This window comes from Terriglobia bacterium (assembly GCA_036496425.1).
Classification (GTDB): Bacteria; Acidobacteriota; Terriglobia; order 20CM-2-55-15; family 20CM-2-55-15; genus 20CM-2-55-15.
Window position 1 is genome coordinate 17,857 of sequence record DASXLG010000159.1, and the last position, 24,784, is coordinate 42,640.

Consider the following 24,784-nt stretch of genomic DNA (forward strand, 5'->3'; position numbering starts at 1 on the left):
CGCGGGAATTCGGGAGGACGCACCTCTGAATTATGCCTTGACGGCGGGAGTCCCGGCTATTGCCGCCCTATGCGCCAGTGGTTCTGCGCCGATGCCATCTGTATCCGAACAGACCGGCGACGCCAAGCGCGAGCAGTGTAAGGCTTCCCGGTTCGGGAACCGAGGCAAGCTCTGCGAACGTGCCGATCGACATGTCATCAAAGGCAAACCCGTCAGCGGTATTGGAGTTGGTAAACGTAATACTGGTGAACTCGTCCGCGGCCGTGGTCCCGTAGAAACCAAAATACAACACCGAGGAATTATCCTCGGCTGGGATGGGCCCGGACGGTACCATTAACGAAGTGGAGCTACCGTTCGCCAGTTGCAAGGTCAGGATACCGCCCATGTCGCCGATATCGACTCCATAGAAACCAAAAGCATCCACTGGTTGCGAGAAACTGAGCGAGAACGAGGGCGCGTCGTCTTCCAGGTACTGGTTACCGGAAATCGGGTAGTGGCCATTCGAGTCGGTCCCAGTCGGCACATTTTGAACAGTTACACTTCCGGTCAGCGTCGCCGTGGTACCGGCGCCCGGAAATGTCAGGGTGCTTGATATCGGGCCCGGAGTAAGGTTTTCGAAATCCTCGGTGCCAACGCCGGTCAGATTCGGCAGAAAATGAGCGAGTGCGGCATCTGAATTCGGATGGTCGATGCGTACGCTCATGTCGCCGGGGTTAGCGTCGATACCGGAGAACGTCATGATCGATGCCCGGCCGGGTATCGAGGAAAACAATGCGAATACAATACCAAAAACTAGCCGTAGAGACGATTTGGACATAGGCCTGACTTCTCCTTGCCCGCCACTCCTTAGCTCGACGGTAAATATTCTTCTATGTTGCGCCGCGGAAGTACAGAGCAACTTCAGCAACCGATGCACCACTCCTATAGCTATGGCGGCAAAGATCGTTAAACTCTTAGGGAATAGTGATTTCACCTGAAGACCTCATTTCGTGGAATAGCCCGCTTGCACTCGATTTTTGTAAAGATCTCCGACACTCCGCGGTAGCAGATACGACAAACGATAGAAAAAGAAAACGATTTGATATTTTTGATTTCCGTAAGATTTGCCGACACCGCGTCGTGAAAGATTTGACGCGAGTGACCTATAAACCCATTAACTCGCGGGCCACAGATTCTGGCTCTTCAGGAAAGCCTCGATGGCGGCAAAGGCGCGCTCATTTTCCGCGCGGCTGAAGCCGCCGTGCTTGCCGCCGGGGATGGTGATCATTTGCTCTTTCACATGAGCGGCTTTCAACTTTTCATGCAATCGTACCGACTGTGTATAGGGGACCGTGGGATCGGCATCACCGTGAATCGAAATCGTCGGGGGCGTAGAGGCGTTCACCACCGGCGCGAGCATTCGCGCGATGTCCAGCGGATTCGGCAGATTTTGAACCCAACCTGCGGCGTAGTCTTTTTGATTCGGACCCTGCAGGATATCGGCGAAATCCCAATTGCCATACCAATTCACGACTGCCGCAACTTTCGGAATTTCATTTCCGGGACAGGCCTCGTCCCAGTGTTCAAATCGCGGCGTCATTGCCGCTGTCACGGCGAACCATGAGCCCGACGATGCGCCGGATATGACGATCTTCGCCGGATCAAATCCATACATGCCTGCATTGTGAGCAACCCAGCGCAGAGCGCACCATGTGTTTTGCAGCGTCGCCGGCGCCAGAGTCACACCCTGGAGGCGAGGCTCAAGGTTGATGACACTCCAACCCGCTTCCAGATACGGCATCAGTGACAACAGTTGACCATCTTTTGTGCCGGCGGTCATCGATCCGCCGTGGATCCAGATCAAGGTGGGTTGCGGTCCGGCGCCTCGCCTGGCGTAGAGATCCAATTTGCCTTCCCAGGCACCCGATTTCATATAAGTGACATCCGAAGCAATGCGGTAATTGGCCGTAATCGCACGCGAGAAGTTTTGGCCGAAACCCTTTGCAACAGGCATGCAAAGCAGCAATGTACCGGCGGCTATCGCCATTCGAAGGCGCATCGTCATCACCTCAATGTTGGATTCTGTGACGGCCCGTATCTTAACCTGAAAGAACGTTATGACGAAGCGGACTGCGAGGCGCCAGGCAATTCGGACGACAGATTGAGCATTTTCTGAACGCTTAACGGAAAAACGGGAGCGGTGATTTGAACCCTTCCGGCAATCCGATAATTACGCATCCCACAGGCGCGTTATGAGACAACTGTCGTCGGGGAACCGGGGCGAAGGGATAGAAACATCGCCGTCACCGCAAGAACAAGTAATCAAACCAGATCCCCCGCTGCCGTGAAGCTTGCTATCCTGGCGCCGTGAAACGAACAGCGAAACTGAAATGGTTCGCGGTCAAGACTGCGTATCGCACCTCGGTCCAGGGCAAACCCAAAGGAAATCTGCCGGACTACGATGCCGCCGTCACTCTAGTTGAAGAACGTGTCATTCTCGTCCGTGCGCATGACCATGAACGCGCCATGGCAATAGCGGACAAGGATGCGGACCGCTATACTAAGAAGCCGTATACAAACGTCTACGGACAACGCGTAACCTGGCGGCGGTTGAAAGGCTGCATTCTATCGTATGAACTCCCGGAAGACCGGCGGCCGGCGCATCTGAACGAGGTATGGTCTTTAACTCAGGTCATTGCCCGCGGGGTCAAGGACGCGTACATATCTGATAATCTCTTCGGTCCGCCCGAGAATGATCGGCTCACACGAATGAAATTCATCGATGCAAAGGTTTTCAACCTGAAGGGCGGCGACGTTTGGCTGAAGGCCCGGAGATCCAAGTCGTGAAGCCCGGATTCAGTTCAACCCAGAGACGTCCCATTGGAAGATGCACTGTGAACTTGCGTAGAGGTATTTCGAGTCCGGACTGAACTGAACGGAGAATTGTCTGACGTGGTTGCGTACCACATGTATTTTGAGATCCTGCGGATGTTCGTCATAGAATCAGTTCTCTGTCGGCTTTTGAACGGAATCCACAACTAAAACCTGAACCGGACCTTTGGCGCTTTCTAGTTTCAATCCAAGTTGTTCCTCAAGCGCGGTAAACAGGGAAGGACCAGATGGTTCTTCCGCCGATGGCGGACCTGCGGTGGATGTAGCCGATAGCGTTTCAAAAGCCCATTGCAGAGTGATGTCGAAGAATCCGTCCAGATTGGTCTTATCGACAATGGGACGCCTGGCATAAGACTGCAGCAAATTTGCTAAATTCGGCAGCGATTCATGAGTATTCGTTAGCTTGAGGGTCATGCCGCCCGAGGGGGAAGGCATCCCTAAAAGTTGTTGCTTACCGATCACTTCGTCAGCGGACGATTTCATCTTCGGACCATCCTTCGCGACGACGAGATTGTATAAAGGCAACTCACGCGTCTCAAAGTGGACTCTCAATTGAAAACGATCCGTTAAAAGCGATTGGACCATGAGCCGTACTTGGTCCTGTGAGATTGCCGCGCCGTTGCCTCCCACTTTGGCTTGAATGTCAAAGCCATCGTCATCCGCCCAAGCCGGTGCTCCGATAATGTCACTGTTTCTCAATGTGCTTGCATCGGACCGCCTGTAGGCGAATTGCAATATCGAGGTGATGCTTGCGCTCGTAGTGATAAAGCGGTCTCGTTCAACACGGATTGGGGCCACTCGCCCATCTCGTCCAGTAGTGTTCGCCTTGACGGAAGCCACTTCGAACACGGGCTTCTCACCTGCCGTTTGCGATGCAATCGGCATCACGGCAGCCACAACCATGGCTATTCCCGTTATGACTGAAAATGAGAGGCGGCGTTTCGCATCCGGATGGATACAAGCGGCAGAATAGTCGTGATCCAGCATATGCATAAGAAGTTCCGGGTGCCGCCCATCATACTCCCGCTGCTGCGCGGAAAATAGAAAAACAAAGGCCGTCTTCGAAACAACGGAGACTGAGATTGCTGCTACAAGTCGGAGACTAGCGAATATCCTTTGTTATCACTTCAGAGCATGAGTATCCTTTCGGAAGATCTCAGTGCCAGAGGGCGTAATCATGCGCACATTCCGCATTGCGTGTTTGCTTGCCTGTATCGCAGCCTCCTTCACGACGCTCGCAGAAACTCGCGCACAGCAATCGCCTTCACAGATTCTTATCCCGGTAGCCGTCACCGATTACAAAGATCGCTACGTCAGCGGCCTTCAGAAACAGGACTTCGTCGTCTATGACAACGGCCTGCCACGCGATGTGACCGAGTTCACGGCAATGGCTCAGGGTCCGATTTCAGTAGCCTTCGTCATGGATCTTTACGGCGACAAGGGCAATGAGCGAGTTGAGGAGGTAGCCACTCAACTCGTTAACGCAGCGCGGCCAGGTGATGAGTTCTCCGTCATTGATTTTAAGAATGGTTCCGCCATTGCGACCAACTTCCAGCAGGACCTTCATGAAGTGACAAAAGTGCTGGCCGCTCCGCACATGGAACAACTTCCGGCTCTAAAGGACGGCATGCGCCTCGCCACAGAGCGCATCAAGCAAGCTCACAATCCACGCAAGTTCATACTTATCGTCTCGGACGGCAATGCGCATACCCGGGTGTACTCAAGGGATGAGATCGATGCTCTGGCGAGTACGACGGACGCTGCGATCTACACCATCACCCGAAATTTCACCGGTATTTCTGCTTTAGCGCCCGGAGAGGGACAAGCACGCGCAAGCCTGGATGAGTTTACGCAGCGTACAGGCGGTCGTCACTTCACGATGGAGAGCACAACTGAAAGCCGCGATTTAGCCATGCGCATAAGTGCGGATTTGCGCACATCATACGTGTTGGGATTTCAATCGCAGGACACAAACACCACCTACCATCAGGTTGAGGTACAGATCCGCAATCCAGAAGTTCAGTTCTTGTGGGCACGACATCGTCCAGCATTCGTAGTGCAGAAGTAGATCATCAGAGTTTCAAACCGACGATGCCATGCCATTGAGGCTTATTCCGGCCGCTGTTTGCGGCCTCCGATGCGAGTTCCCTCACATGTAATTTCATGACAATCGCTTTACAAAAAAAGTGCAAACAGCGGACGTACTGATGACGACTCGCGCGGCTTTCCGCGTTATTGTCCGTTCTCATCGAAAAGGTTCTCCAATTCAGCATCAAAAGAAATGAGATCGAAACGTAAGAGGAACCGATTGAGCAGTTCGAAGAAGGCCCTTGTGTGCCTCGCTGGGGCTGCGACAGCGGGTCTCCTCATCTTCATCGCAATGTGGAGCGCCCCCGAGGTTCTGGCGCAGGCTCCGGTCGCTTCACAAAAAGTGACGCGCAGTCAGCCTCGTTTCGAGGCGGCGGACGTCCACCTCAGCCCGCCCGCAAACAATCCCTACAACTATGCCTCGGGCGGCGTGTTGCGCGGCGAGCGCTACGATCTGCGCAAAGCCACCATGCTGGATTTGATCAAAATGGCCTGGAACGTCGATCCGGATACCGTCTTTGGCGGACCGAACTGGCTGGAGTTCGACCGGTTCGATATCTATACCAAAGCGCCGCCCGAGACGCCGCCGGAAACCATCCGGCTGATGCTGCAGGCGCTGCTCCGGGACCGCTTCGGTCTGGTCGTTCACGAAGACACGCGCCCGCTGCCGGCCTTCGCGCTGACGGTGGGGGAAGACAAACCGAAGATGACGGAATCGAACGGTTCGACCGTTCCGGGATGCCAGTACCAACCAGCGGTCTCCGGGTTCCTGGTTAACGTGTGCCGCAACATCACCATGGACGCGCTCGCACAAAGGCTGCGGCAAATAGCGCCGGACTATCTGGCCGCTCCTGTCGTGAATGAGACGGGTCTCGAGGGCACTTGGGATTTCGACTTGAAATGGAACACCCGGTCCCGGATTCCGCAGCCGGATGCGACCCGCACGACGATCTTCGATGCCGTAAATCAACAACTCGGGCTGAAGCTCGCTCCGAAAAACGCGCCCGCGCCGGTGCTTGTGGTCGATCGCGTGAATGAGAAGCCAATCCCCAATCCTCCCGATACCGAGAAACTGCTGCCGCCGCGCGCGGTTCAATTCGAAGTCGCGGACCTCAAGCCGAGCCCGCCCGGCCAGGTGAACGCCTCGCGGGTTTTTCATGACCGTTATGAATTGCGCGCTCGCACGCTGGGCCCTCTGATCATCGACGCGTTCGATATCCCCGGCTCGCCGATGTACACGTCGGACCTGATTGCCGGTACACCGAAGTGGGTCTGCTATCGTTCAGATTGCGGTCCGCGTTATGACATTACGGCAAAACTTCCCGACGATATGATCGGGCCCGCGGGGGACGCGTGGAGCGATGATCTGCGGCTGATGCTGCGCAACCTGCTGATTGAACGATTCGGGATCAAATTCCACTACGAAGACCGGCCCGTCCCCGCGTATACGCTGGTCTCGGCGAAACCGAAAATGAAGAAGGCCGACCCGTCACATCGCGCGAGCTGCAAGGAAGCCCGCGTGATCGCCAACGACCCGAGAGATTCGAATCCGCGGCTCGACCGGCTCCTCACGTGTCAAAACGTCACCATGACTCAGTTCGCCGCGGGCCTGCAGAGACTCGCTCCCATCGAACTGGAAACGCCCGCCGAGAACGCCACGAAACTCGAGGGGGCGTGGGATTTCACGCTTAGTTTCAGCAGCCCGCAGTTCTTATCGAGCCAAGCCATGGGCGAGAACGCGCCCGACGCGAATGGCGCGATCTCACTCCAGGATGCAATCAGCAAGCAACTTGGGCTGAAGCTCGAAAGACGCCAACGCCCCGTGCCCGTCCTGGTCATCGATCACATCGAAGAAAAGCCGGCGGACAACTGAGCTGGAATAAAATATGCGCGCTGTGCGGAGCTTTGTTGTGAATTAAGAGCCCGATATTCTTGGCAACTCCGGGAGATTTTTGACATCCGTCGGGCACCTGGTTTTGCTGATAAAGATGTGCCAATTCCACGGATGTGTCGAATTGTGTGGCAGGAAATCAAAATCTTCGCCGGAAGATTTTCGACATCGCTTGGGCGGCAGGTTTTTCATCGATTGTTTCGTGGTGCCGGCCGCTTTTGGAATTCCATCGCCCGGCCGCCGAATCTTTGGCCGGAAATCCGAGCTTCCGCCGGCACGATCGATTTGCAGGCTGGAAAACAAATGCTGCTCATGCATAAGAAAAATGTCCGCGAGATTCGGCGTTTATCTGCTGCGCGCAGAAAAGATTCGCTGGAAATATCGAACCTCGACAGGATTTTCTCCGCTGCCGGCCGCCGGTCAAACGTTCTCCTGAAAATCGCGTTTTTCTGCGGAAGTGCTGGAGTTGTCGGCGGCATTTCGCCTTTTTCGCTGGAGATGGAAATCGTCAGCCGGAAATTCAAAAGAATCGCTGGAAATCCCCCGAAGTCCCGGAACTTTTCTGCTCGTGCGGAAAGTTTCAGATCTTCAGCTGAAGTTTTGAATCTTCAGCCAGAAAGCCGAAACTTCGGCTGCAGTTTTGATTTTCCGGCCGACGACTTCGTTTTCCGCCGGCGGCCTGGATTTTCGGCTGAACTTTTCAATTTTCCGGAAATGCCGTCGACGGTCCGCTGAAGATTTAGATTTTCGCGCGGCAATTCAAATCTTCACCAGACAAGTTTGCCCTCCGCCGGAAGATTTCAATTTTCGGTGGACATCGCAGATTTTCGGCGACAAAACCAATTTTCCGCCTAGCTTTTGAATTGTTCCGCTGAGGTTTCGAATTTCCAGCGGAACGCCCGGCGTTCGGACGAAGATTTGAATTTTCGGCCACGGTTTTCGATTTTCCCGAGTTGTTTTGAATTTTCAGCGGAACTTTTGAAACTTCGGCAACATTTTTAATTTTTCCCGGGATTCGATTTTTTTGCCTCCTGGCGGAGCCGCCCGCCGCGAAAAAAAAGGGGAATCCGGCCAGAGTTCTCAATTGCTTGAGAATCGGCCGGATTCCATCGAGTCGGATTCCATCGAGTCGGATTCCGTGCGCGGCGGCTGCGTGCGATGGTGCCAGAACACCGAATTCGTGGAGGCGAGCGACACCAAGCCGTAGCGGAATTTGATCGGAATTTCCGTCACTGCGCTTGCCGGTGCCATTCCTTTAATATGTAGGAGGGTTAATGGCAGACACTAAGACCATAATTGAGCAGGCGTATTCCGCATTCAACAACCGGGACATTGACGGTGCATTAGCGCTGATGGCGCAAGACGTGAGCTGGCCCAAGGCTTCAGAGGGCGGCAAGATTATCGGAAAAGAAGAGATCCGTGCCTATTGGACTCGACAATGGGTTGAGTTCGATCCCCATGTCGAACCGCTCGCAATGACCGAGGAAGACGGAGGCAAGACCCGCGTCAAGGTGCACCAACTCGTCAAAAACCTTCAAGGGAATGTTCTTTCGGACAGCCAGGTTATCCACATATTCACTATAAGCGGTGGTCTTATCGCAGCCATGGACCTCGGGGATGAGGCCGAAACAACCGCTGGTCCGTCTGGCGCCTTCCCACATCGATCCTGATTGGCCATCCACCCTGGTGCGTGAGTGTGGTCACATTGGACAAGGATTTTGCCGGCCTCGTTCTGCTTCGTGGAGAACTCCCCCCATTAATTTGGATGAGATGCGGCAATAGAACCCGTGGCAAGCAGTTAAGCATCGGCCGGAATCACACGTTTCGGTGTGGAGTTTTTCGCGGCGGTTTGTGCGGTTTGCGGTGAAAGATATGGCGTTTGATCCAGTTCCGGTGCTCCACCACCTCAACGCCTGCACTGCCGGCCGGTCCCGCCACAGCCCCCGCCGCGATCGGCGCCGCAATTTTCGCGACCGCTTTCGTTCGCCTGGTGCCGCCGGCCTTGAGATCTTTCCTATATTTGGCCGCACCTACGGCAGCACTCCCTGCCGGCCCGGCGGCCTCTCCGGCAGCGAATCCGGCACCTGCCCACCCGCCTTTCTTTATCAATTTCTTCCGGCGGGTGTGACGGTGCTTCACAACCCGATGTTGGGCCTGCGTCGTGTCCGCCATCGTGACAAACGATGTGGTTCCCACTAGTGCGGCCAGCAGAAGCCCGACCGCGGGAAGCCGTCTGATTTTCATTATAAAAACATAGCTGCACGTTCTGTGCCGTGCCGAAAAGCGAAGACTCCCGCTTCGGCGCAAGTATTCTGCTTTCACTCGCGGGTTCCGGCAGCTTGGAGGAAGCGGCTGCCGCACGCCATCTCGAAATCGAGTTTTTGTTCAAATCCCGCCGCTGCGATATCTTAGCCGGGTGCTGCTCCTCTATCTTATGCTGCTTTCCCGGCTCCTTTGGGCGCCTGCGGCGGCCAACGACCGGCTTCAGCGCGCCTTCGACGACTCGATGAATCGCCGGAACGGAGCCGCCGTCGCGCTCGACGTCGAGACCGGGCGGGTACTTGCTTCCTATCATATGGATGTGGCGGCCCGCCGCCTCGTGCCGCCAGGATCGGCCATAAAACCTTTCACGCTGATGGCTTTGATGGAGGCCGGCCTGGTTCAGGAGCATACGGCGCTGTTTTGCCCGCGAAAGCTCCGGATCGGAACCCACGTCCTCGACTGTTCGCATCCGGTCAGTCCGGATCCGCTCGACGCCGTCCAGGCTCTGGCCTACTCGTGCAATCACTTTTTCGCTACGCTGTCCGGTCGACTTCCGTTGAACGCGCTACCTCAGGAGTTTTCCGGTATGGGATTGGGCTCTCTGACCGGCAAGTGGGGCACGGAATTGCCGGGCGTCGTCGAACAGCCTCCATCCACGCAAGCGATGCAACTCATGGCCGTCGGAGAAGAAGGCATTCAGGTGACTCCCCTGGGTCTGGCCGAAGCCTACCGCCTGCTGGCACGTCCTTTAAGAGAATCTCCAATCCCAACAAGCGAGCTTCAACTCGTATTGAAGGGCCTCGAGGCCGTCGTGAATTCCGGAACTGGACAAGCCGCGAGCTCCAGGTATGTCCAGGTCGCCGGCAAGACCGGGACCGCCGGCGGCCACGCATGGTTTGCCGGGTTCGTCCCGGCCGAAGCCCCCGAGATTGTCATCGTGGTGTTCCTCGAACACGGAACCGGGGGAGTGGATGCGGCCCCGATCGCCGGCCGCGTGATCAACAGTTATTATGCCGGCGGAAAGGCGCCATAAACCGTGAGCCGCCGTTTCTATCTGTGCCTGTTACTCCTGGGGACATTCTTATGTTTGCCCGCTTCGCAACAGGCGGCCTTGAGTCTGCCGGACACCGTTCGGGTCCGCCTGTTCTCGACGACCCAGCCCTCCGAGCTTCGCCTGACGACTGCCGGCGGAGAGAGCATCCTTATCAATGCCCGTCAAACAACGCTTCCCTTCCGGAGTGCGGGTCCCGTCACGATTCAGACCGTCGGTGGTAAACCGATCCGGCTTCAGTATCCTCTGGAGATTACGGCCGACCACGGTGTTCTGGTTATCGTCAATGAGATCCCGTTCGAAGAGTATGTCGCTGCCGTCCTCGCCGGGGAGTCTCTCAGTTTCAAGTCGGATGAATCGTTGAAGGCGATGGCCGTCGCCGTGCGGACCTATGCCGCGCATTTTCTGAACCGCCACCAGCGGGAGGCTTTCAACTTCTGCGATACGACGCATTGCCAGGACTTTCGCATCACGGCCGTCACGGAACGGCTGCGCAAAGCTGCCAACGATACCCGCGGGGAAGTTCTGCTGTACGACTCCCAGCCGATTACCGCCTATTATCACGAGGATTGCGGCGGGATTACCGAAGCTCAAGGTCCATATCTGCAACAGCTGAAAGATCCATTTTGCGTTTCCCGCGGCAGGAAACAGTGGACGGCCGAATTGACTGCTGCGGACATCCAATCCGTTTTCGGCCTGAGCGGCGCAACCGCGATCGAGATCGCCGGGCGAACCAATTCGGGGCGGGTTCAAAAACTCCGGATCACAGGTAATGAGACGCGGGTCATGACTGCGGAGGCGTTCCGTCTGGAGTTCGGCAGGAAACTCGGCTGGGACAAGATCCGAAGTGATCTCTACGAAATTCACAATTCCGAAGGCCGGTTCCGTTTTGATGGATTCGGCGCGGGACACGGTATCGGGTTATGCCAGGACGGAGCGGCCGTCATGGGCGAGCAAGGGTTCACCCATCAACAGATTCTGGCTTATTACTATCCCAACACGCAGCTCACACGCCTGGGTATCTGAGTTGCTGAGGAGCGGTCATGCGAGAGAAGCTGCGCTGGACAGTTCCAATCATTCTGGCAGTGGTAACGGGTGTTGCCCTCGTCTCGATTGTCCGCGCCCGGCGCGCCATCGAAGAAGCGCGGGCCGATGTCACGCGGTCCGCGATCGCGTTCGATGTGCATCCGTTCTCGGCTTCGAGGCCGGCGATGATCGATCCTTTGCCCGCGCCCCCGGATTTCCGCGCCGCGCAATTCTTCCATAACTCACTCTATATCGCGGGTTCAGGCGGGCTTTGGATATACGATCTCACCGGAAATCTTCAGAAGACCTATGAAACCGGGCTCGATCTGCCTCCATCGCCCTTGGTTGCCGTGGCTGTCGGGACGGTCGCCGGCGACGCGGAGCCGAAGCTTTGGCTCGCGACGGCAAATGCAGGCATCCTTTCGTTCGACGGGGAGCGGTTCTCGCAAATCCGCCTTCAGAACAATGGATTGGTGAGGGGCCTGGGAAACCCCACATCCTTATTAATCCTGCCCACAGGACTTCTGCTGATCGGCTTCTCTGAAGGCGGCGTCATCCGGTACGACGGCGCGACCCTTGCGCCGCTCCATCCGGACCTTCGAAACATCCCGGTGACGGTTCTTGCCGGAACCGAGGGAGACCTGTGGGTTGGAACTCGCGATCGTGGAGTCATGCACCGGCAAGCGGGGACCACGGAAATATTCCAGGACCAGACGGGTCTTCAGGACAATCGCGTCCTCTCGATAGCGGTGTTCGGAGAGCGGGCTTTCGTTGGAACGCCGGTCGGCGTTACGGAATTCCAGGACGGAAAGCCGCTCCGCAAACTTGCCGATGGCATCTTCAGCCAATCGCTGCTGGCGGCCGGCAACAGTCTGTTCGTGGGAACGGTCGACGCCGGCATCGTCGAGGTCCGTCTTCAGAACGAACGGCCGCAAGCCTTAATTCCGGCTTCGGACTTGGAGCCGCGCGCGGTCCGGCATTTTATGGAGGCTGACGGGAAGGCTTTCGCGCTGACTGCCGGCGGTCTTTTTGAACGCGAACCTGGCGCCGGGGTATGGAACCGGCGCATCAACATTCCCGGGTCGCGCTGGACCGACCGCAACATCTCGGCCTTGTCGGTCGATCCGGACGGCAGGCTGTGGATCGGCTACTTCGACCGTGGCATCGATATCGCCGGGACGGACGGCAGCCTGAATGTCACCCATGTCGAAGACGATCAGATCTTCTGCGTCAACCGCATCGTCCAGGACTCCTACCGGAACATGACCGTCGTCGCTACAGCGAACGGGATCGCGCTGTTCAATCCCCAGGGCAAGATCTTGAAGCGGATACGCGAAGCAGACGGCCTCATCTCTAACCACGTCAGTGATGTCGCTGTCCGGGCGGACGGGCTCGCGGCGGCGACGGCGGGTGGCGTGACATTCCTGGACGCTCGCGGCCCGGAGTCCATCTACGCATTTCACGGCCTGGCGAATAACCACGTTTACACGCTCGGGCTGAACGGTTCGCAGTTGATGGCGGGGACGCTCGGCGGGTTATCTGTTATCGAAGACGGTTTTGTCCGTAAGAGCTATACAACGGCCAATTCCCAGTTGAAGCAGAACTGGATTACGGCGGTCGTCCGGGTGAATGACTCCTGGTTTATCGGCACTTACGGTGGTGGCGTAATGGAGCTTGATTCCCATGGACAGTGGTCCGAATTCCCGGATTTTCCGGCTCAAATCGTGGTTAATCCGAACGCTATGCTGGTGGCCGGCAATCATGTCCTGGCCGGAACGCTGGATCGCGGACTGTTTGTCTATAACATCCCGGACCACCGCTGGACTCCGATGACGGACGGGCTCCCTTCGTTAAACGTGACGGCACTGGCCCAATCCTCGGGCAATCTCTTTATTGGAACGGACAACGGCATCATTCGAATGCCGATCGAAAGGCTTACTCCATGAGGGCCTGGCTTATCTTCCTGCTCGTTTTGCCTCTGGCCGCGGCGGACTCCGGCGTGCTCGTTCCTGGAAACCGCAATACTCCGGATCCTGCGATCCTGTCTCTGGAAGAGATGACGATCAACATCGCGATCGACAATGGCACGGCGCGTGTGTCGGTGAGAGAAATCTTTGCGAATCACACGAATCAGAACCAGGAAGGAACGTACAGTTTCGCTCTGCCGGTCCGGGCGCTGCTTTCGGACTTCGCGGTCTGGGATGAGCTGACCCGAATTCCCGGAGTCATCCTCGAACGGAAGCGGGCCAACGAAATCTATGACCAGCTTCGATCGCAAACCATCGACCCGGGTCTCCTTGAAATGGGAGAACGCGGCGCCGAGGAAGCGGCTCGCAGTGCAGAATTCACGGCTAAAGTCACGCCGATACCAGCGCGAGGGACCAAGCGGGTCGAGATGGAGTACAACGAGCGGCTTCCGGTCGAACAACTGTCCAGCGTATTATCCGTGCCTTTGAAGCCAGACGCTTATCAGGCGCAGGTCGCCGGACGGCTGGAGATCAATATCAATGTTCTTTCGGACCGGCCGATCCAGACCTTTGAAGGTATCGCCAAGGCGTATCCGTTAAAGATCGACGAACGCACTCCGAATCGCATTCGGGCGTCTTTTTCCGGCAACCGGGTCGCGCTGACTGAAGATCTCGGCGTCAAGTACACTTTCGATCCAGCCACGGCGGATTCACTTCGGGTCCTGACATACCGGAATCCTTCGGATATGCCTGCGACCGGGTTTTTCCAGGTCTCCTCACTCTTCGGCTCCGGCGCAAATGCTCCGGATGCGGCAAATTCCAATCCCCGCACGGTCGTCCTCGCTTTCGATTCGTCGCTCTCGATGCAGTGGAACAAACTCGACAGCAGCTTTCAGGCGTTCGAGACGGTGCTGCATGCTCTTCGCCCTCAGGATCAATTCAACGTGGTCCTGTTTAATTCCGATGTATCGCTGTTCGCGACCTCGCTTCAGCCGGCGACGGCGGATCAAATCGAACATGCCCTCGCGTTTGTAAAGCAAAGCCGCCTGCGCGGCGGCACGAATCTCGGAACAGCGCTGGAACGGGCGCTGGGGCAGGCAGGCCCGAACTCCTACGTGGTGCTCTTCACCGACGGCGGCGCGACCCAGGGTTCCATCCGGAATTCCAGGCTGCTTTCGGCATTTAACGCGCAGTGGAACAAGGTTCCGGCCACTCAGCGGCCGCGCATGTTCGTGTTCGCCGTCGGCGATGACGCGAATCTGCCGCTATTGAAGCAACTGGGCAGCGATAACGGGGTTTTCGAATGGGCTCGAAGCTCCGAGCCGATTGATTTCAAGATCCAGCAATTTATTGCCAAGATCGGCCGGTATCCGATCTCGTCGCTGCGCCTTTCGGTCGCGCCTGCTTCGGATACCGATATGGTTTATGCGCTCGAGCCTTCCGTGTTCGGCGGCTCCCAGCAGGTATGGATCGGAGAGTATAAAAAGCCGGTGTCGTCCGCGAAGTTCACCGCAAGCGGGCAGCGGGACGGCAAGAACCTGACGCTTACCGCGAATGCGCCGCTGCCGGCGGATGCGACCGATCACGACTTGCTTCCCCGGACCTGGGCAAAAGGCGCGCGTCGATGCCCTGTTGGAAAAGATCAATCAAAACGGCGAAGACAAGGCATCTATAGATGAAATCATTCGCCTATCGCGGAAGTACAAGTTCGTCACGCCATACACATCATTTCTCGCCGCACCGCGATCGCTGTTGCGGCCGCGATTGATCCGGCCCGGCGATCCGGTCCTCCGGGTGAAGACGGATCCGTCGATCCAATCGGTGGTGGCGGTTTTTCCGTTCGGGTTGGTGAAACCGCTGAAGTACCTGAAGGATGAGGATATCTGGCAGACGCGATTTCTGGCGCCTCCCGACACGCCGGACGGAACGCACGCGGTGGAGCTTGTGCTGCGGGACACGCGCGGCAATGCATACCGCGAACAGAAGAGCTTCATTATCGCAAGCAAGCCTCCGATCGTCCGGGCAAAGCTGGACCGCGCGAGCTACAGACGGGGCGAAGGGGTGCGGTTGCAGGTCAGCGCTTCAGCAACGACACGCACGATCGTGGCGAGAGTGTATGGAGTCGCGCCGGTCCGGCTGACCTGGAACGCCGAAGCGCGGTCCAACACCGGAGAATTTCGAATCCCGGATACGCTGCCGGCCGGCCAATACACGCTGACTGTCTCGGCTGAGGACTTTGCTCACAATATCGGAACCCAGGAGGTGAACCTTGTGGTCCTTCCTTAAGATAGGCTTCACACAAAAAGTCGTCGTGAGCGACCCCCTGCCCGCCGCTTCGCGGCTGGCTCTCCCCCTGTATCAGGGGGAGAGTCGCTTGACTGTCCCCCTTGGAAAGGGGGACAGTCGCGAAGCGGCAGGGGGTCGCTCACACGCCATGTCGAGATCGATTGTTCGGGTATCCGCGCTGATCGCGCTGCTCGCCCTCACCGCATACGCCGAAGCCCCCTCCTGGGTCCAGTGGCTGCCGGCAAGCTCGCCTGCCATGGCCATTCTCTACCGTATGGTTCCCTCACTCGCAGGACCGGTACCGGTGCGGCGCCCGCCCGCTGAAACCGCGGCTCAACTTGCGCTGATCGGCCTGAGAAATCCGTCCGATACCGAAGTCATCGCGCTCTCGGCGCGGGAGTATGAAGCTCAACTCGATTTCAGCAATGCCGAAGCCCGTTGGAAGCTGCTGGACTCCGTCTCTCCGGATCGAGCTGGTAATCAGATCCAATTGGCCGATTACTACCATCGCCGCCTGCAACCCGAACCGGAACTGCAGGCGCTGACATCTGCAGAAATGCTTTCTCCTGCGACCGATGACCCGCTGAAGGCCGAAACGGAGCAGCGCGCCTGGAAATTGCACGAACGCGCACAGCAGTTGATCCAGGCGGAAGCCATGCCCGCCGTCAGCGCAATCCAGGACTATGAATCCTGGATTGCAAAGTATCCGGCCGCAGAAGCCCTGCAGCGCCGGTACTTCGAATTTCTGTTGAGCAGCGGCATGATCGCCAAAGCCGAAGAGGTCCTGAAACAATACGAGAACGCCTTCCCCAATGACCGGTCCTCGATCGTTCACGAACGGGCACGACTTGCCGAAAAGCGGGGCACCAAGGGAGGTGCGATTGCCGTTTACGACACCGCATACGACGCCCTCTGGCCCGAGGACCTGCTCAACGACTATTTCAAGCTGCTCGACGATTCACATCGATCCTTCGAGTTCTACCAGAACGCCCGCCGCGCCGCGATCAGCCGGCCGCTGGATCTGAACCCGGCGACACGCTTGTTTCACTACTTCCGAAGGCAGGGTGACATGAACGCGGCGCGCCGGGAACTCTCGGAATTCCGCGCGCGGAAAGAAGCGGCGAAAGCCCAGTGGAAAGCGCCGGAACTGAACATCCTCGCCAGGCTGTCCGACTCGGTGAATGACTACGACGAAACCATCCGCTATGCCTACGCCTTGTATTCGCTGCCGGGAAGCGACAACGCCTCCGCCGAAGCCGCGGTCGTTGAGATCATCGGTGTGCTGCTGAAGGCTCCGGACCAGCCGATCCGATTCGGACGAGGGGACTTGTCCTTCTACCATGACATCGCGACGATCGACTCGTCTCCGGGCTTCCTCAACGGCATCCTTTCCCTGGTTTTCAATTCGCAGTACCCGGACGCTCAGTTCAGGACACAAGAAAGGAAAAGCGAAACTTACTTTCATCGGGCAAAAGCAGCCGAGCTCTATAAGTTACTGTCGGATCGCTTTCCGAACGCATCACAGCGTTCCGAACTCCTCTCACGGCTCATCGAAAGCTATGCCGGATATGGAGAGGATGAAGCCATCATCCGGCAAGGGAACGCTTTTATCTCCGAGTTCCCCAACGCGGAACAGCGGACAAAGGTTGCGCTCCAGGTAGCGGATGCGTATGCCCGGCGGAAGCAAGTGGCCGACGAACTCGGCATTTACGACCGCCTGCTGCGCGAACTTGCGGCGAAAGCCCGGCAGGTTCCGCTCGGCAGCGGCCAGCAGCCGCGCTCTCCCGAATATGCCCAGGTTCTACAGCGGTATCTCTCGCGGCTCAGCCAATTGAATCGGATACCTGAAGCCCTTGCGCTTTACCGCGCCGAAATCGATCGGAATCCCAACGATCCGGGTTTGTACGATGGACTCGCAGGCTTTCTGGGAGCGCACCAGAGAGCGGGCCAAGTCGAGCAGGTTTACCGGCTGGCGATGCAACGTTTTCAAGACCGGTCGTGGCGTCAGAAGCTGGCGAGGTTCTATCTGCGCAACCGGATGACCAGCGAGCTTCAGACACTATCCCATCAGATGATCGACACGTTCGCCGGCAGCGACGTCGAAGCGTATATGTCCGACGTCATCGCGGATCGAGATCTGGAACGCCGCCTTCAGGTCGACATCAACCTGTATGCGCTGAACCGCTTTCCTCACGATCTGAGATTCGTCCACAACCTCGTTTCACTCTATTCCGGCGATGCAACGGCGAACCCCACCGCGCTCATGCGGCTGCTCGGAGAGCACTGGTATGACGATGAGAGCATCCGGCGGATGTATTTCGAGCGTCTGGCAGCGGCGGGCTCGCTCGACACTGTCTTGCGAACTGCAGCGAATCTGCTGCCGCCCGCAAGCGCGATCAACTGGCGCGACGCAGAAGCGGCAAACCCGCTCATCACGCGGTTCATCGGAGAAGGTACGGCCTGGCAGTCGCACTTTGAGAGCGCAGCAACCATCATGCAGGCCGTGGCGGCGGCATACCCGTCCGACGTCCAATTTGCGGGACGTACCTCGGAGTTGTATCGATCGCTGGCGGATTACGACAAAAACCTCACGGCGGTTGCCGTAGCGATCGCGGAAGATCTGTCGCGCGCGGAACCGCGAGACCGGCAGCGGTTGACGCGCATCGGAGAGATTTACGCCGACCATGACATGCCCGGAGCGGCTGCGACGGCATGGAAACGGATTCCCGCGATCGAACCCGGCAAACCGGACGGCTATCTCGAAACCGCTACCGTCTTCTGGGATTACCTCCGACCCTCCGATGCGCTCGATTGGCTCCGCCACGGACGCGTGCAACTGAAGAATCCAACGCTGTGGTCGTACGAGGTCGGCGCCATCCTCGAGTCGGAAGATCTCCGTCGGGAGGCCGTCGCTGAATACATGCAGGGGGCGCTGAGCGGTTCCGATAACCGCTCCCGATCCCGCCTGATTGCGCTTGCGCCGCGCCCAAACTATAAGACTCTGGTTGATGAGCAGACGAAACGGAGGCTCGATGCATCACCGGCAAATCCGGGTGTGCTCGAACTGCGTCTCAGTGTGCTCCGTACCCAGAAACGCAATTCCGAAATCGAGCCCCTGCTGGCACAGGCGGCCGCCCACACGTCATCACGCGAACTGCTGCAATATGTCCGGAAGGTCGCAGACGAATCCAGCTTGAAGACCGTTCAAGCCACCATATTCCGCCGCGAAATCCAACTCGAAACGGATCCCAAGGAGAAATTGCGCCTGGGGATCGAGCTCGCCCGGCTCCTGGAAGCCGGCGGTGATCTTGCTGCCGGCCAGGCGCAGCTCGACTCTGTTTATCGGGCGAATACACTCATCGCCGGAGTCGTGCGCGCCACGGTGGACTACTACTGGAGGCACGACAAACCACGGGCGATTCGTGTGCTGTCCACGGCTGCAGACCACGCGCACCCGGCTCTCAAGAAAGATTACCTCGTCGAAACGATTCATAAATCGATCGAGGCCGGCGAGGCGGCCGAAGCTGTTCAGGCGGCGCAGCAGCTTCTCCGGATCGATCCGATCGATGGACAGTTTGTGGCGTTGATGGCCGACGCCCTGTCGGCAGGCGGCAGGCAGGCGGAGATTCAACAACTCTACACGTCGAAGATTTCGGAAATCCAGCAAGCCCAAATCGCGGCGGAAGACAAAACCGATCGCATTGCCGCCATGCGCCGCGGTTTGATTCCGGTGTTAACGCGCGAAAATAAATTCCTGGAAGCCATCGATCAGTACGTCGAGATTATCAATCGCTTCCCCGACGATACGAATCTTCTGGCGGAGGCCGGACGCTTTGCCACGCAGCACGATTTGCGGGCCCAGCTGATCGATTACTACACGAAGACGTCTGTGAACTCGCCGAAAGACCCGCGTTGGTTCATTGTGCTCGCGCGTCTTCAGACCCAATTCCGGGATTACCCTGCAGCGATCGATTCGTACGCAAAGGCCATTACCGCGCGCCCCGAAAGGCAGGATCTGCCCCTTGCCCGGGCGGACCTCGAAGAACGCACGCTGCGATTCGCGGATGCCATCAATACCTACAACCGCGTTTATGAGCTGAGCCACAGAAATCCAATCTGGCTCGAACACGTCGCAAAGCTTCAGGCGAGACTCGGCCAGAATCGCGAAGCAATCAATACCCTACAACGTGCCTATATCGATAACAGGCCGGAACCGGAGCGGCAATACGGAAAAGTCGCGACGATCCTGGAGGAAGCCGGCATGATCGACAATGCCGTGGATTTCATCCAGCGGCAGTCCGAAGCCAGTGAAGGCTATGTGCGGATCATGGCGAAAGCACGAAGGTACGACGACGCGATTCAACGCGTTTTCGACAACCAGGATATTAATGCCGCGCGCATTCTTGGAGAGACGGTCGCCACCTACTTCACACCTGAGGAAAGACAGACATTCTCCGCTCGTCTGGAGCCAAGACGGCAAAGAGCCAATCAGGCACAGCGCGCGCTCCTGATCAATATTGCGAGCGCTGCGCGGCTCTATGATCTCGAGGTTGCATTACGGATGGATGAAAATCCCGGATTTGGCGGCACCTTTGAAGTCCTGCAGGAACGCCGCATGCGCTTTGCGGAGCTGGCGCGCCAACTCGAGGACGTGGCGGGGCGGTCCGCCGTCGAGGTGAGGCTGAACTTGCTGATGTCCGCAATGCGGTCGTATGAAAGAATTGGCGCAACGGCGGACGAGCTTCAATTTTTTGAAAGACATCCCGAACTTCAAGTCAACGCCCAGCAGCGCTACTATGGACTTCTGGCGGAACAGCGGCCGGATGAACTCCTGAATGCCGCCGCCCGCTCAGGTCCCGATACGTCCAGCCTGATGGCAACCCAAGCGTTGATTGCGGCCGGAGATTCGTCTCGCGCCATTCAGTCGATCGAGCGGCAAAGAAGAAGTCCTGTCTGGACGAGCGCCTATACCGGTCTGACCGGCGTGTATTTCGGCTTGAACTCCCCGGAAGTGCCGGCAGCTTTCCAGAAAGCGCTGGGCTTGCCTCTGATTCAAGACCGCCTTGGCAAATCCGTCGATCGCAACAGCCAGCTGGCGGGGAGCATCTGGTTCTATTACGGACAACGGTTCGGCGAGTACCTGCGCAGCGAAAATCAGCCGCAGGCGGCAGACGACTATCTGTGGTCGGAGCTGGAAGCCCGGCCGGGCGATCCGCAAGCGTACCTGCAGATCGCGAGATATTACCGGCAAACGGCAGCGTCCGAGCGTGCGATCACCGAGTTCGGCCATGCCCTGGAGTTGAATCCGAATCAGCCGGCGGTTCATTCTGAGATCGCGCTCGTCGAATGGGATGCAGGCCGCCACAACGAAGCGCTGGTGGAATGGAAAAGCGCTTTGGACCAGCTGGCCAACCGGCCCAATGCGGGAGACGGCGCCCGCATCCTCAGCGATATTCGATCGCGGCAGCAGGAAAGTGTACTGCACCCCGAGATCGACAAAGCCCTCCGCGCCGCGGCACGCGGGCTGCAAGCCTGGGAATTTCCGCCGCTGCTTCAGGCTGCCTTCGAAGGTTCAACAGACAATCAGGAACTCGTGGATATTATCCAGTCTTCACGCGCGCCGAGCCAGTTGTTGATGACCTTGCTGAATCTCAATCCCTCGACTCCATGGCTCTCTGAGACCCAGCAGAAGCTGGTGTTCGAAACATCGATGAACCTGCTGGCTACGTCTCCGCTTGAACGATTCCAGTACCAGCAAATACGCGCGCAGTATCTGGGATATCTGCTGGACCACGACGATGCGGCTGGCGCCAGGAAGGTTCTCGATTCTTTCAGCGACGCAGAAAAGCGAGTCGATACCGTGCAAGTCGCCGAACTCCGCCTGGCGGCGATAGAGAACAAGCTGGCCGATGTCCTCGCGGGCTACACGCAAAGCCCGGCGGAAGCGCCTGCGGATTCGGCGCTGCAACAAACTGCGGAAATTCTCATCCATCTCGGAATGACGGATGCAAGTCAACAGGTTCTGGAGTTCCTGTACACCCGGCAGATTGAGAGCTCCGCCAATCCGGCAGCTTATCTGGGCCTTGCGGAAATCCGCGTGAAGCGGGGCCATCTCGATCAGGCAACGGATTTACTGACAACGCTCAGCCAGATCGACGCCGTACCATTCGATCATCTCATCGCATCGGCCCGAGTGTTTTCAGAAAACGCCCATCCCTCAGAAGCACAGCCATTTCTGAAGGTCCGAGTTCAAGCCGTACCGTGGGATTATGAGGCCCGGCTGGAATTGGCAAAGGTGGAAGCAGCGCTGAACCAGCTCACTCTCGCAATGGATGACCTGCAAAAGATCGTGAGCGCGTCCGCCGCTCCATACGACATTCGAACTCAGGCGGCGCAGGAACAGGCGAAAAACGGCACGGCGCCGGCGGATTCGACGGGCAGCCGAGAGCTGGACGTCCTCTCCAACAGAACTCCAAGGACAGCTGCCAATACGGATGCTCCATTCTTCTTCGCGGCCAGGCTCGCAGCGGCGGAACAGAGCAACGATCCGAACGTGAAAGTGCAATTGCTGCTCAACGCGATCGCCGAACGGCCGGATGACATGACCGTTCAACGCTCGCTGTTCTCCGCTGCAATGGCCGCGCGGCAATATCGTGTGGCACTCGCCGTAGACTCCGCCCGGTATCCGCAGGATCCCGAAATGGCGGCAGGCGTGGCCGAAGCTCACCAGCAAATCGGGGAATTCGACCAGGCCGTCCGGTTCTACAAAATGGCCGCAGTGCAGGAAAAAGACGCAGGACGGCGGCAGGCTCTGGAAGCAAAAGAAAAAGAAGCTCAGGCGGCAAACGACCGCAAGATCGAAAACGAACGCCGCCGGCCTGTGATGCGGGCAGACTTCGATCAACCCAACGTCGTCGGAAGGAGGCTGCCATGAAACGTCTTCGATTTAAGCTCTTCCTTCTTACCGCAGTCGCAGCTGTCGCCGCCGGTGTGTGGACGGTCGCCCAGGTCCAGCCCTCTCCCCAACCGCTTTCCCGCTGGATGCCGGGAGGCGCGCTGTTCTACCTGGAGTCTGCCGATTTCGCCACGCAACTACAGGATTGGGATCGCTCGGAAGTGAAAACGCGATGGCTCGCGAGCAAGAACCATGAGCAGTTCCTGACCACGCGGCTTGCGCTCAAGCTCACCGATGCTTACGGCGAGTTTGCCGCCGCGGCCGGGTTTCCGCCGGATCTGACGGCGCTCGAAACTTTTGCCGGGACGGATACGGCGCTCGCGGTGTACGACATCGGCAAGCTGGACCTTATATATATATCGCGGCTGCCCGCCGCCCAACTGGCTCAGAATGCGCTCACTCGCGTTCGTCCCGGTTACCAGGCGAGAACGGTCGCCGGCCAATCGTATTTCGTCCGGCAGTCCGGCAGTCGAACGGCGGCGTTTGCGATTAACGGCGACTACGTCATTGTCAGCACGCGTGAGGATTTGCTGTCCGAAGCGCTCGAACTCATTCAAGGCAACACCACCACTGGATCTATCAGCAACGAAACCTGGTATCAGGACGCGGTTCGCGCCATGGGGCCGGATGCCGGCAATCGCGTCGCGCTTCGGCTGGTCATGGACCTGCCCACGGTGATCAAGACGCCGTATTTCCGGTCGTACTGGATACAGAGAAACACCGCGGATCTCCGCCCCTACTCCGCCTTGTTATCGCAACTGACCCGGCAAAACGGTGTACTTCAAGAGGATCGCGTACTGGTGCGTGCCGCCGCGGCTTCCGCCGCCTCACATGATGCAGCCACGATCGAACTCCAACGATTTATGCCGGGCAACGCGGGCCTCATCCGGTTGTGGGACACAACCTCAACGGATTTCGCGATGGATCTCATCCGCGAGAAGTTCTTCGCCGCGGGACCGCGGCAAGCGGATGAAAGGCGCTTTGCGCCGGCTATAAGTCCGGATGCTTCCGCAAACTCCGAAGGTGATTTTCAGACCCGGATCGATCAAGCGCCGAAACCGTCTCTTGCCGGAGCTTTGACCCTGCAACCGATGCGCGCACTGGTGGAGTCTGGTGGCATCCAGGCGGTACTGCAGCTGGAATCCAGTCTGCCTGCGGACGACACCACGTTCGTTCGAACCGACGCGGTCCTTGCGCTTCGCGCATCCAAGTCCTGGAACCCTGCCGATGTCCGATCGGCCCTGACGGCAGCCGCAGCTTCATATCAGACCGTGAACAACATCGGTTTGCAGTGGCGGAATGTTACGTCGGGAAGCCGTATGTTGTCGCAGTGGGACGGGCTCATCCCATTGACCATCTATGTTGATGGTCAAACTTTGTGGATCGGAAGAACCGCCGGCTTGCTGGGTTCCGCTCTAAACACCCCCGCCAACACAGGCAACCAGGCGGCAACTTACCTTGCGCGTTATACGCACAGCGCCGAGCTTGCTCCCTATCTGAAGATGATGCGGATGCTCGATCTTTCGGACCAGGCGAACTACTCCGCATTCTTTTCCGACAACATCGGCAGCCTGGCATCAACGCTTGACGTGATTCAATCGGTTTCCATAAAAATCAGCGACAGCGGCCCTGTCCAGCGGCAGGCGATACGTTACGATCTCGCGAGATAGTGAGAAAAGGGAAAGGAACACAGGAAGCACCGTCTTACATCCTCATTGCATCAAAGTGAGTTTTATGTAGGCTGTGCGGCGGACTTCGAGGGGCGCCTGAGTGGGGTCGCCGGTTCCCCATTCGGGATGGTGGGGCTGGAGCAGGTTGCCTCCAAACAGGGAAATTTGAATATTAGGCCTGGGATTCCAGCCCAGGCGAAGGTCTGCGGTTTCGTAAGCCTTGACGTTTTGAGCCGGAAGAGCGCTCGCGTACCGGACCATTTGATCGAATTCGAATTTCTTTGAAAGATTGACGAAGGAGTGCATTTCAAGGTGATGCCGCGGCGTCGACCCTTCATATGTCCGGACGGAGCCCGTGGCACTGATGTCGGATGAGGGTCCGTTGGCATGCACGTCGATATTTACAAACGAATAGGATCCCGCAATGCGCCACCAGGAAGCGGCCTGCAGAACGGGCGCGATCTCGAAACCATTCGCTGAACCGGCAATCGAATTCTGGTACGGGGTCGTTATCAACATATGAGGCGGAGGCGGCGTGATCTCGAGGCTGACAACCGGCACGCCGAAACTTTGCAGCCGCCGATAATGGCTGGAAAACGGCGTGACGTCGAGATAGAGCGCCGAGGTCAGAAATCGCCGGTATCCCATCTCGTAACTGACGACGGACTCCGCCCTGAAATTGGGGTTTCCGCTGACGAGGAGAAAAGCCGGCGGATT

Annotated in this window: 18 protein-coding genes; 12 read left to right on the forward strand and 6 right to left on the reverse strand. The window is 57.7% G+C overall.

The window, feature by feature from the left end:
* Positions 1-67: 67 nt before the first annotated feature.
* Both VGK48_11255 and VGK48_11260 read right to left on the reverse strand, forming a co-directional pair.
* A complete protein-coding gene (locus VGK48_11255; GenBank protein ID HEY2381744.1) occupies positions 68-772 on the reverse strand; it encodes a PEP-CTERM sorting domain-containing protein in 705 nt (234 codons plus the stop codon).
* 381 nt (positions 773-1,153) lie between these two features.
* Positions 1,154-2,038 (reverse strand): alpha/beta hydrolase, encoded by an 885-nt coding sequence (locus tag VGK48_11260; protein ID HEY2381745.1) that lies wholly within the window; start codon positions 2,036-2,038, stop codon positions 1,154-1,156.
* Between the two features lie 308 nt (positions 2,039-2,346).
* On the opposite strand from VGK48_11260, the gene VGK48_11265 reads away from it, so the two are divergent.
* Positions 2,347-2,826, forward strand: a complete 480-nt coding sequence (locus VGK48_11265) for a DUF4288 domain-containing protein (GenBank protein HEY2381746.1) — start codon at positions 2,347-2,349, stop codon at positions 2,824-2,826.
* Positions 2,827-2,982: 156 nt separating this feature from the next.
* On the opposite strand, the gene VGK48_11270 is transcribed toward VGK48_11265, so the two are convergent.
* The gene (locus VGK48_11270) at positions 2,983-3,858 is read right to left on the reverse strand and encodes a TIGR03435 family protein (protein ID HEY2381747.1); all 876 of its coding nucleotides are present in this window, start codon (positions 3,856-3,858) and stop codon (positions 2,983-2,985) included.
* A gap of 190 nt (positions 3,859-4,048) precedes the next feature.
* Between VGK48_11270 and VGK48_11275 the strand changes: the two genes are divergently transcribed.
* Positions 4,049-4,939 (forward strand): VWA domain-containing protein, encoded by an 891-nt coding sequence (locus tag VGK48_11275; protein HEY2381748.1) that lies wholly within the window; start codon positions 4,049-4,051, stop codon positions 4,937-4,939.
* A 240-nt stretch (positions 4,940-5,179) separates the two neighbouring features.
* Complete coding sequence (locus tag VGK48_11280) at positions 5,180-6,832, forward strand: TIGR03435 family protein (protein HEY2381749.1); 1,653 nt, start codon at positions 5,180-5,182, stop codon at positions 6,830-6,832.
* A 757-nt stretch (positions 6,833-7,589) separates the two neighbouring features.
* On the opposite strand, the gene VGK48_11285 is transcribed toward VGK48_11280, so the two are convergent.
* Complete coding sequence (locus VGK48_11285; GenBank protein HEY2381750.1) at positions 7,590-7,934, reverse strand: hypothetical protein; 345 nt, start codon at positions 7,932-7,934, stop codon at positions 7,590-7,592.
* Between VGK48_11285 and VGK48_11290 the strand changes: the two genes are divergently transcribed.
* Complete coding sequence (locus VGK48_11290) at positions 7,935-8,057, forward strand: hypothetical protein (GenBank protein ID HEY2381751.1); 123 nt, start codon at positions 7,935-7,937, stop codon at positions 8,055-8,057.
* 67 nt (positions 8,058-8,124) lie between these two features.
* Positions 8,125-8,520, forward strand: a complete 396-nt coding sequence (locus VGK48_11295) for a nuclear transport factor 2 family protein (GenBank protein HEY2381752.1) — start codon at positions 8,125-8,127, stop codon at positions 8,518-8,520.
* Between the two features lie 145 nt (positions 8,521-8,665).
* On the opposite strand, the gene VGK48_11300 is transcribed toward VGK48_11295, so the two are convergent.
* Entirely contained in the window at positions 8,666-9,094 is a 429-nt protein-coding gene (locus tag VGK48_11300) for a hypothetical protein (protein ID HEY2381753.1), read from the reverse strand.
* Between the two features lie 172 nt (positions 9,095-9,266).
* Here VGK48_11300 and VGK48_11305 point away from each other — a divergent pair, with 172 nt between their 5' ends.
* The 7 genes from VGK48_11305 to VGK48_11335 all read left to right on the forward strand — a co-directional run bounded on the left by VGK48_11305 (position 9,267) and on the right by VGK48_11335 (position 24,067).
* Complete coding sequence (locus tag VGK48_11305; GenBank protein HEY2381754.1) at positions 9,267-10,145, forward strand: penicillin-binding transpeptidase domain-containing protein; 879 nt, start codon at positions 9,267-9,269, stop codon at positions 10,143-10,145.
* A 3-nt stretch (positions 10,146-10,148) separates the two neighbouring features.
* Complete coding sequence (locus VGK48_11310) at positions 10,149-11,189, forward strand: SpoIID/LytB domain-containing protein (protein HEY2381755.1); 1,041 nt, start codon at positions 10,149-10,151, stop codon at positions 11,187-11,189.
* Between the two features lie 17 nt (positions 11,190-11,206).
* The gene (locus tag VGK48_11315) at positions 11,207-13,135 is read left to right on the forward strand and encodes a two-component regulator propeller domain-containing protein (protein ID HEY2381756.1); all 1,929 of its coding nucleotides are present in this window, start codon (positions 11,207-11,209) and stop codon (positions 13,133-13,135) included.
* The gene (locus tag VGK48_11320; protein ID HEY2381757.1) at positions 13,132-14,835 is read left to right on the forward strand and encodes a VIT and VWA domain-containing protein; all 1,704 of its coding nucleotides are present in this window, start codon (positions 13,132-13,134) and stop codon (positions 14,833-14,835) included. The genes VGK48_11315 and VGK48_11320 overlap by 4 nt, the downstream gene beginning before the upstream one ends.
* Positions 14,789-15,442, forward strand: coding sequence for a hypothetical protein (locus VGK48_11325; protein ID HEY2381758.1), 654 nt, complete (start codon positions 14,789-14,791; stop codon positions 15,440-15,442). The genes VGK48_11320 and VGK48_11325 overlap by 47 nt, the downstream gene beginning before the upstream one ends.
* Before the next feature lie 148 nt (positions 15,443-15,590).
* Entirely contained in the window at positions 15,591-22,376 is a 6,786-nt protein-coding gene (locus tag VGK48_11330; GenBank protein HEY2381759.1) for a hypothetical protein, read from the forward strand.
* On the forward strand, positions 22,373-24,067 hold the full coding sequence (locus VGK48_11335; protein HEY2381760.1) for a hypothetical protein: 1,695 nt from the start codon (positions 22,373-22,375) through the stop codon (positions 24,065-24,067). The genes VGK48_11330 and VGK48_11335 overlap by 4 nt, the downstream gene beginning before the upstream one ends.
* Before the next feature lie 42 nt (positions 24,068-24,109).
* On the opposite strand, the gene VGK48_11340 is transcribed toward VGK48_11335, so the two are convergent.
* A partial coding sequence (locus tag VGK48_11340; GenBank protein ID HEY2381761.1) for a TonB-dependent receptor occupies positions 24,110-24,784 on the reverse strand: 675 nt, incomplete at its 5' end.

Excerpts from the sequence above, each read along its gene's own strand:
- VGK48_11335 (HEY2381760.1), top strand. The coding sequence starts at position 22,373 with ATGAAACGTCTTCGATTTAAGCTCTTCCTTCTTACCGCAGTCGCAGCT.
- VGK48_11320 (HEY2381757.1), top strand. The coding sequence starts at position 13,132 with ATGAGGGCCTGGCTTATCTTCCTGCTCGTTTTGCCTCTGGCCGCGGCG.
- VGK48_11315 (HEY2381756.1), top strand. The coding sequence starts at position 11,207 with ATGCGAGAGAAGCTGCGCTGGACAGTTCCAATCATTCTGGCAGTGGTA.
- VGK48_11295 (HEY2381752.1), top strand. The coding sequence starts at position 8,125 with ATGGCAGACACTAAGACCATAATTGAGCAGGCGTATTCCGCATTCAAC.
- VGK48_11260 (HEY2381745.1), bottom strand. The coding sequence starts at position 2,038 with ATGCGCCTTCGAATGGCGATAGCCGCCGGTACATTGCTGCTTTGCATG.
- VGK48_11300 (HEY2381753.1), bottom strand. The coding sequence starts at position 9,094 with ATGAAAATCAGACGGCTTCCCGCGGTCGGGCTTCTGCTGGCCGCACTA.
- VGK48_11270 (HEY2381747.1), bottom strand. The coding sequence starts at position 3,858 with ATGCTGGATCACGACTATTCTGCCGCTTGTATCCATCCGGATGCGAAA.
- VGK48_11275 (HEY2381748.1), top strand. The coding sequence starts at position 4,049 with ATGCGCACATTCCGCATTGCGTGTTTGCTTGCCTGTATCGCAGCCTCC.
- VGK48_11330 (HEY2381759.1), top strand. The coding sequence starts at position 15,591 with ATGTCGAGATCGATTGTTCGGGTATCCGCGCTGATCGCGCTGCTCGCC.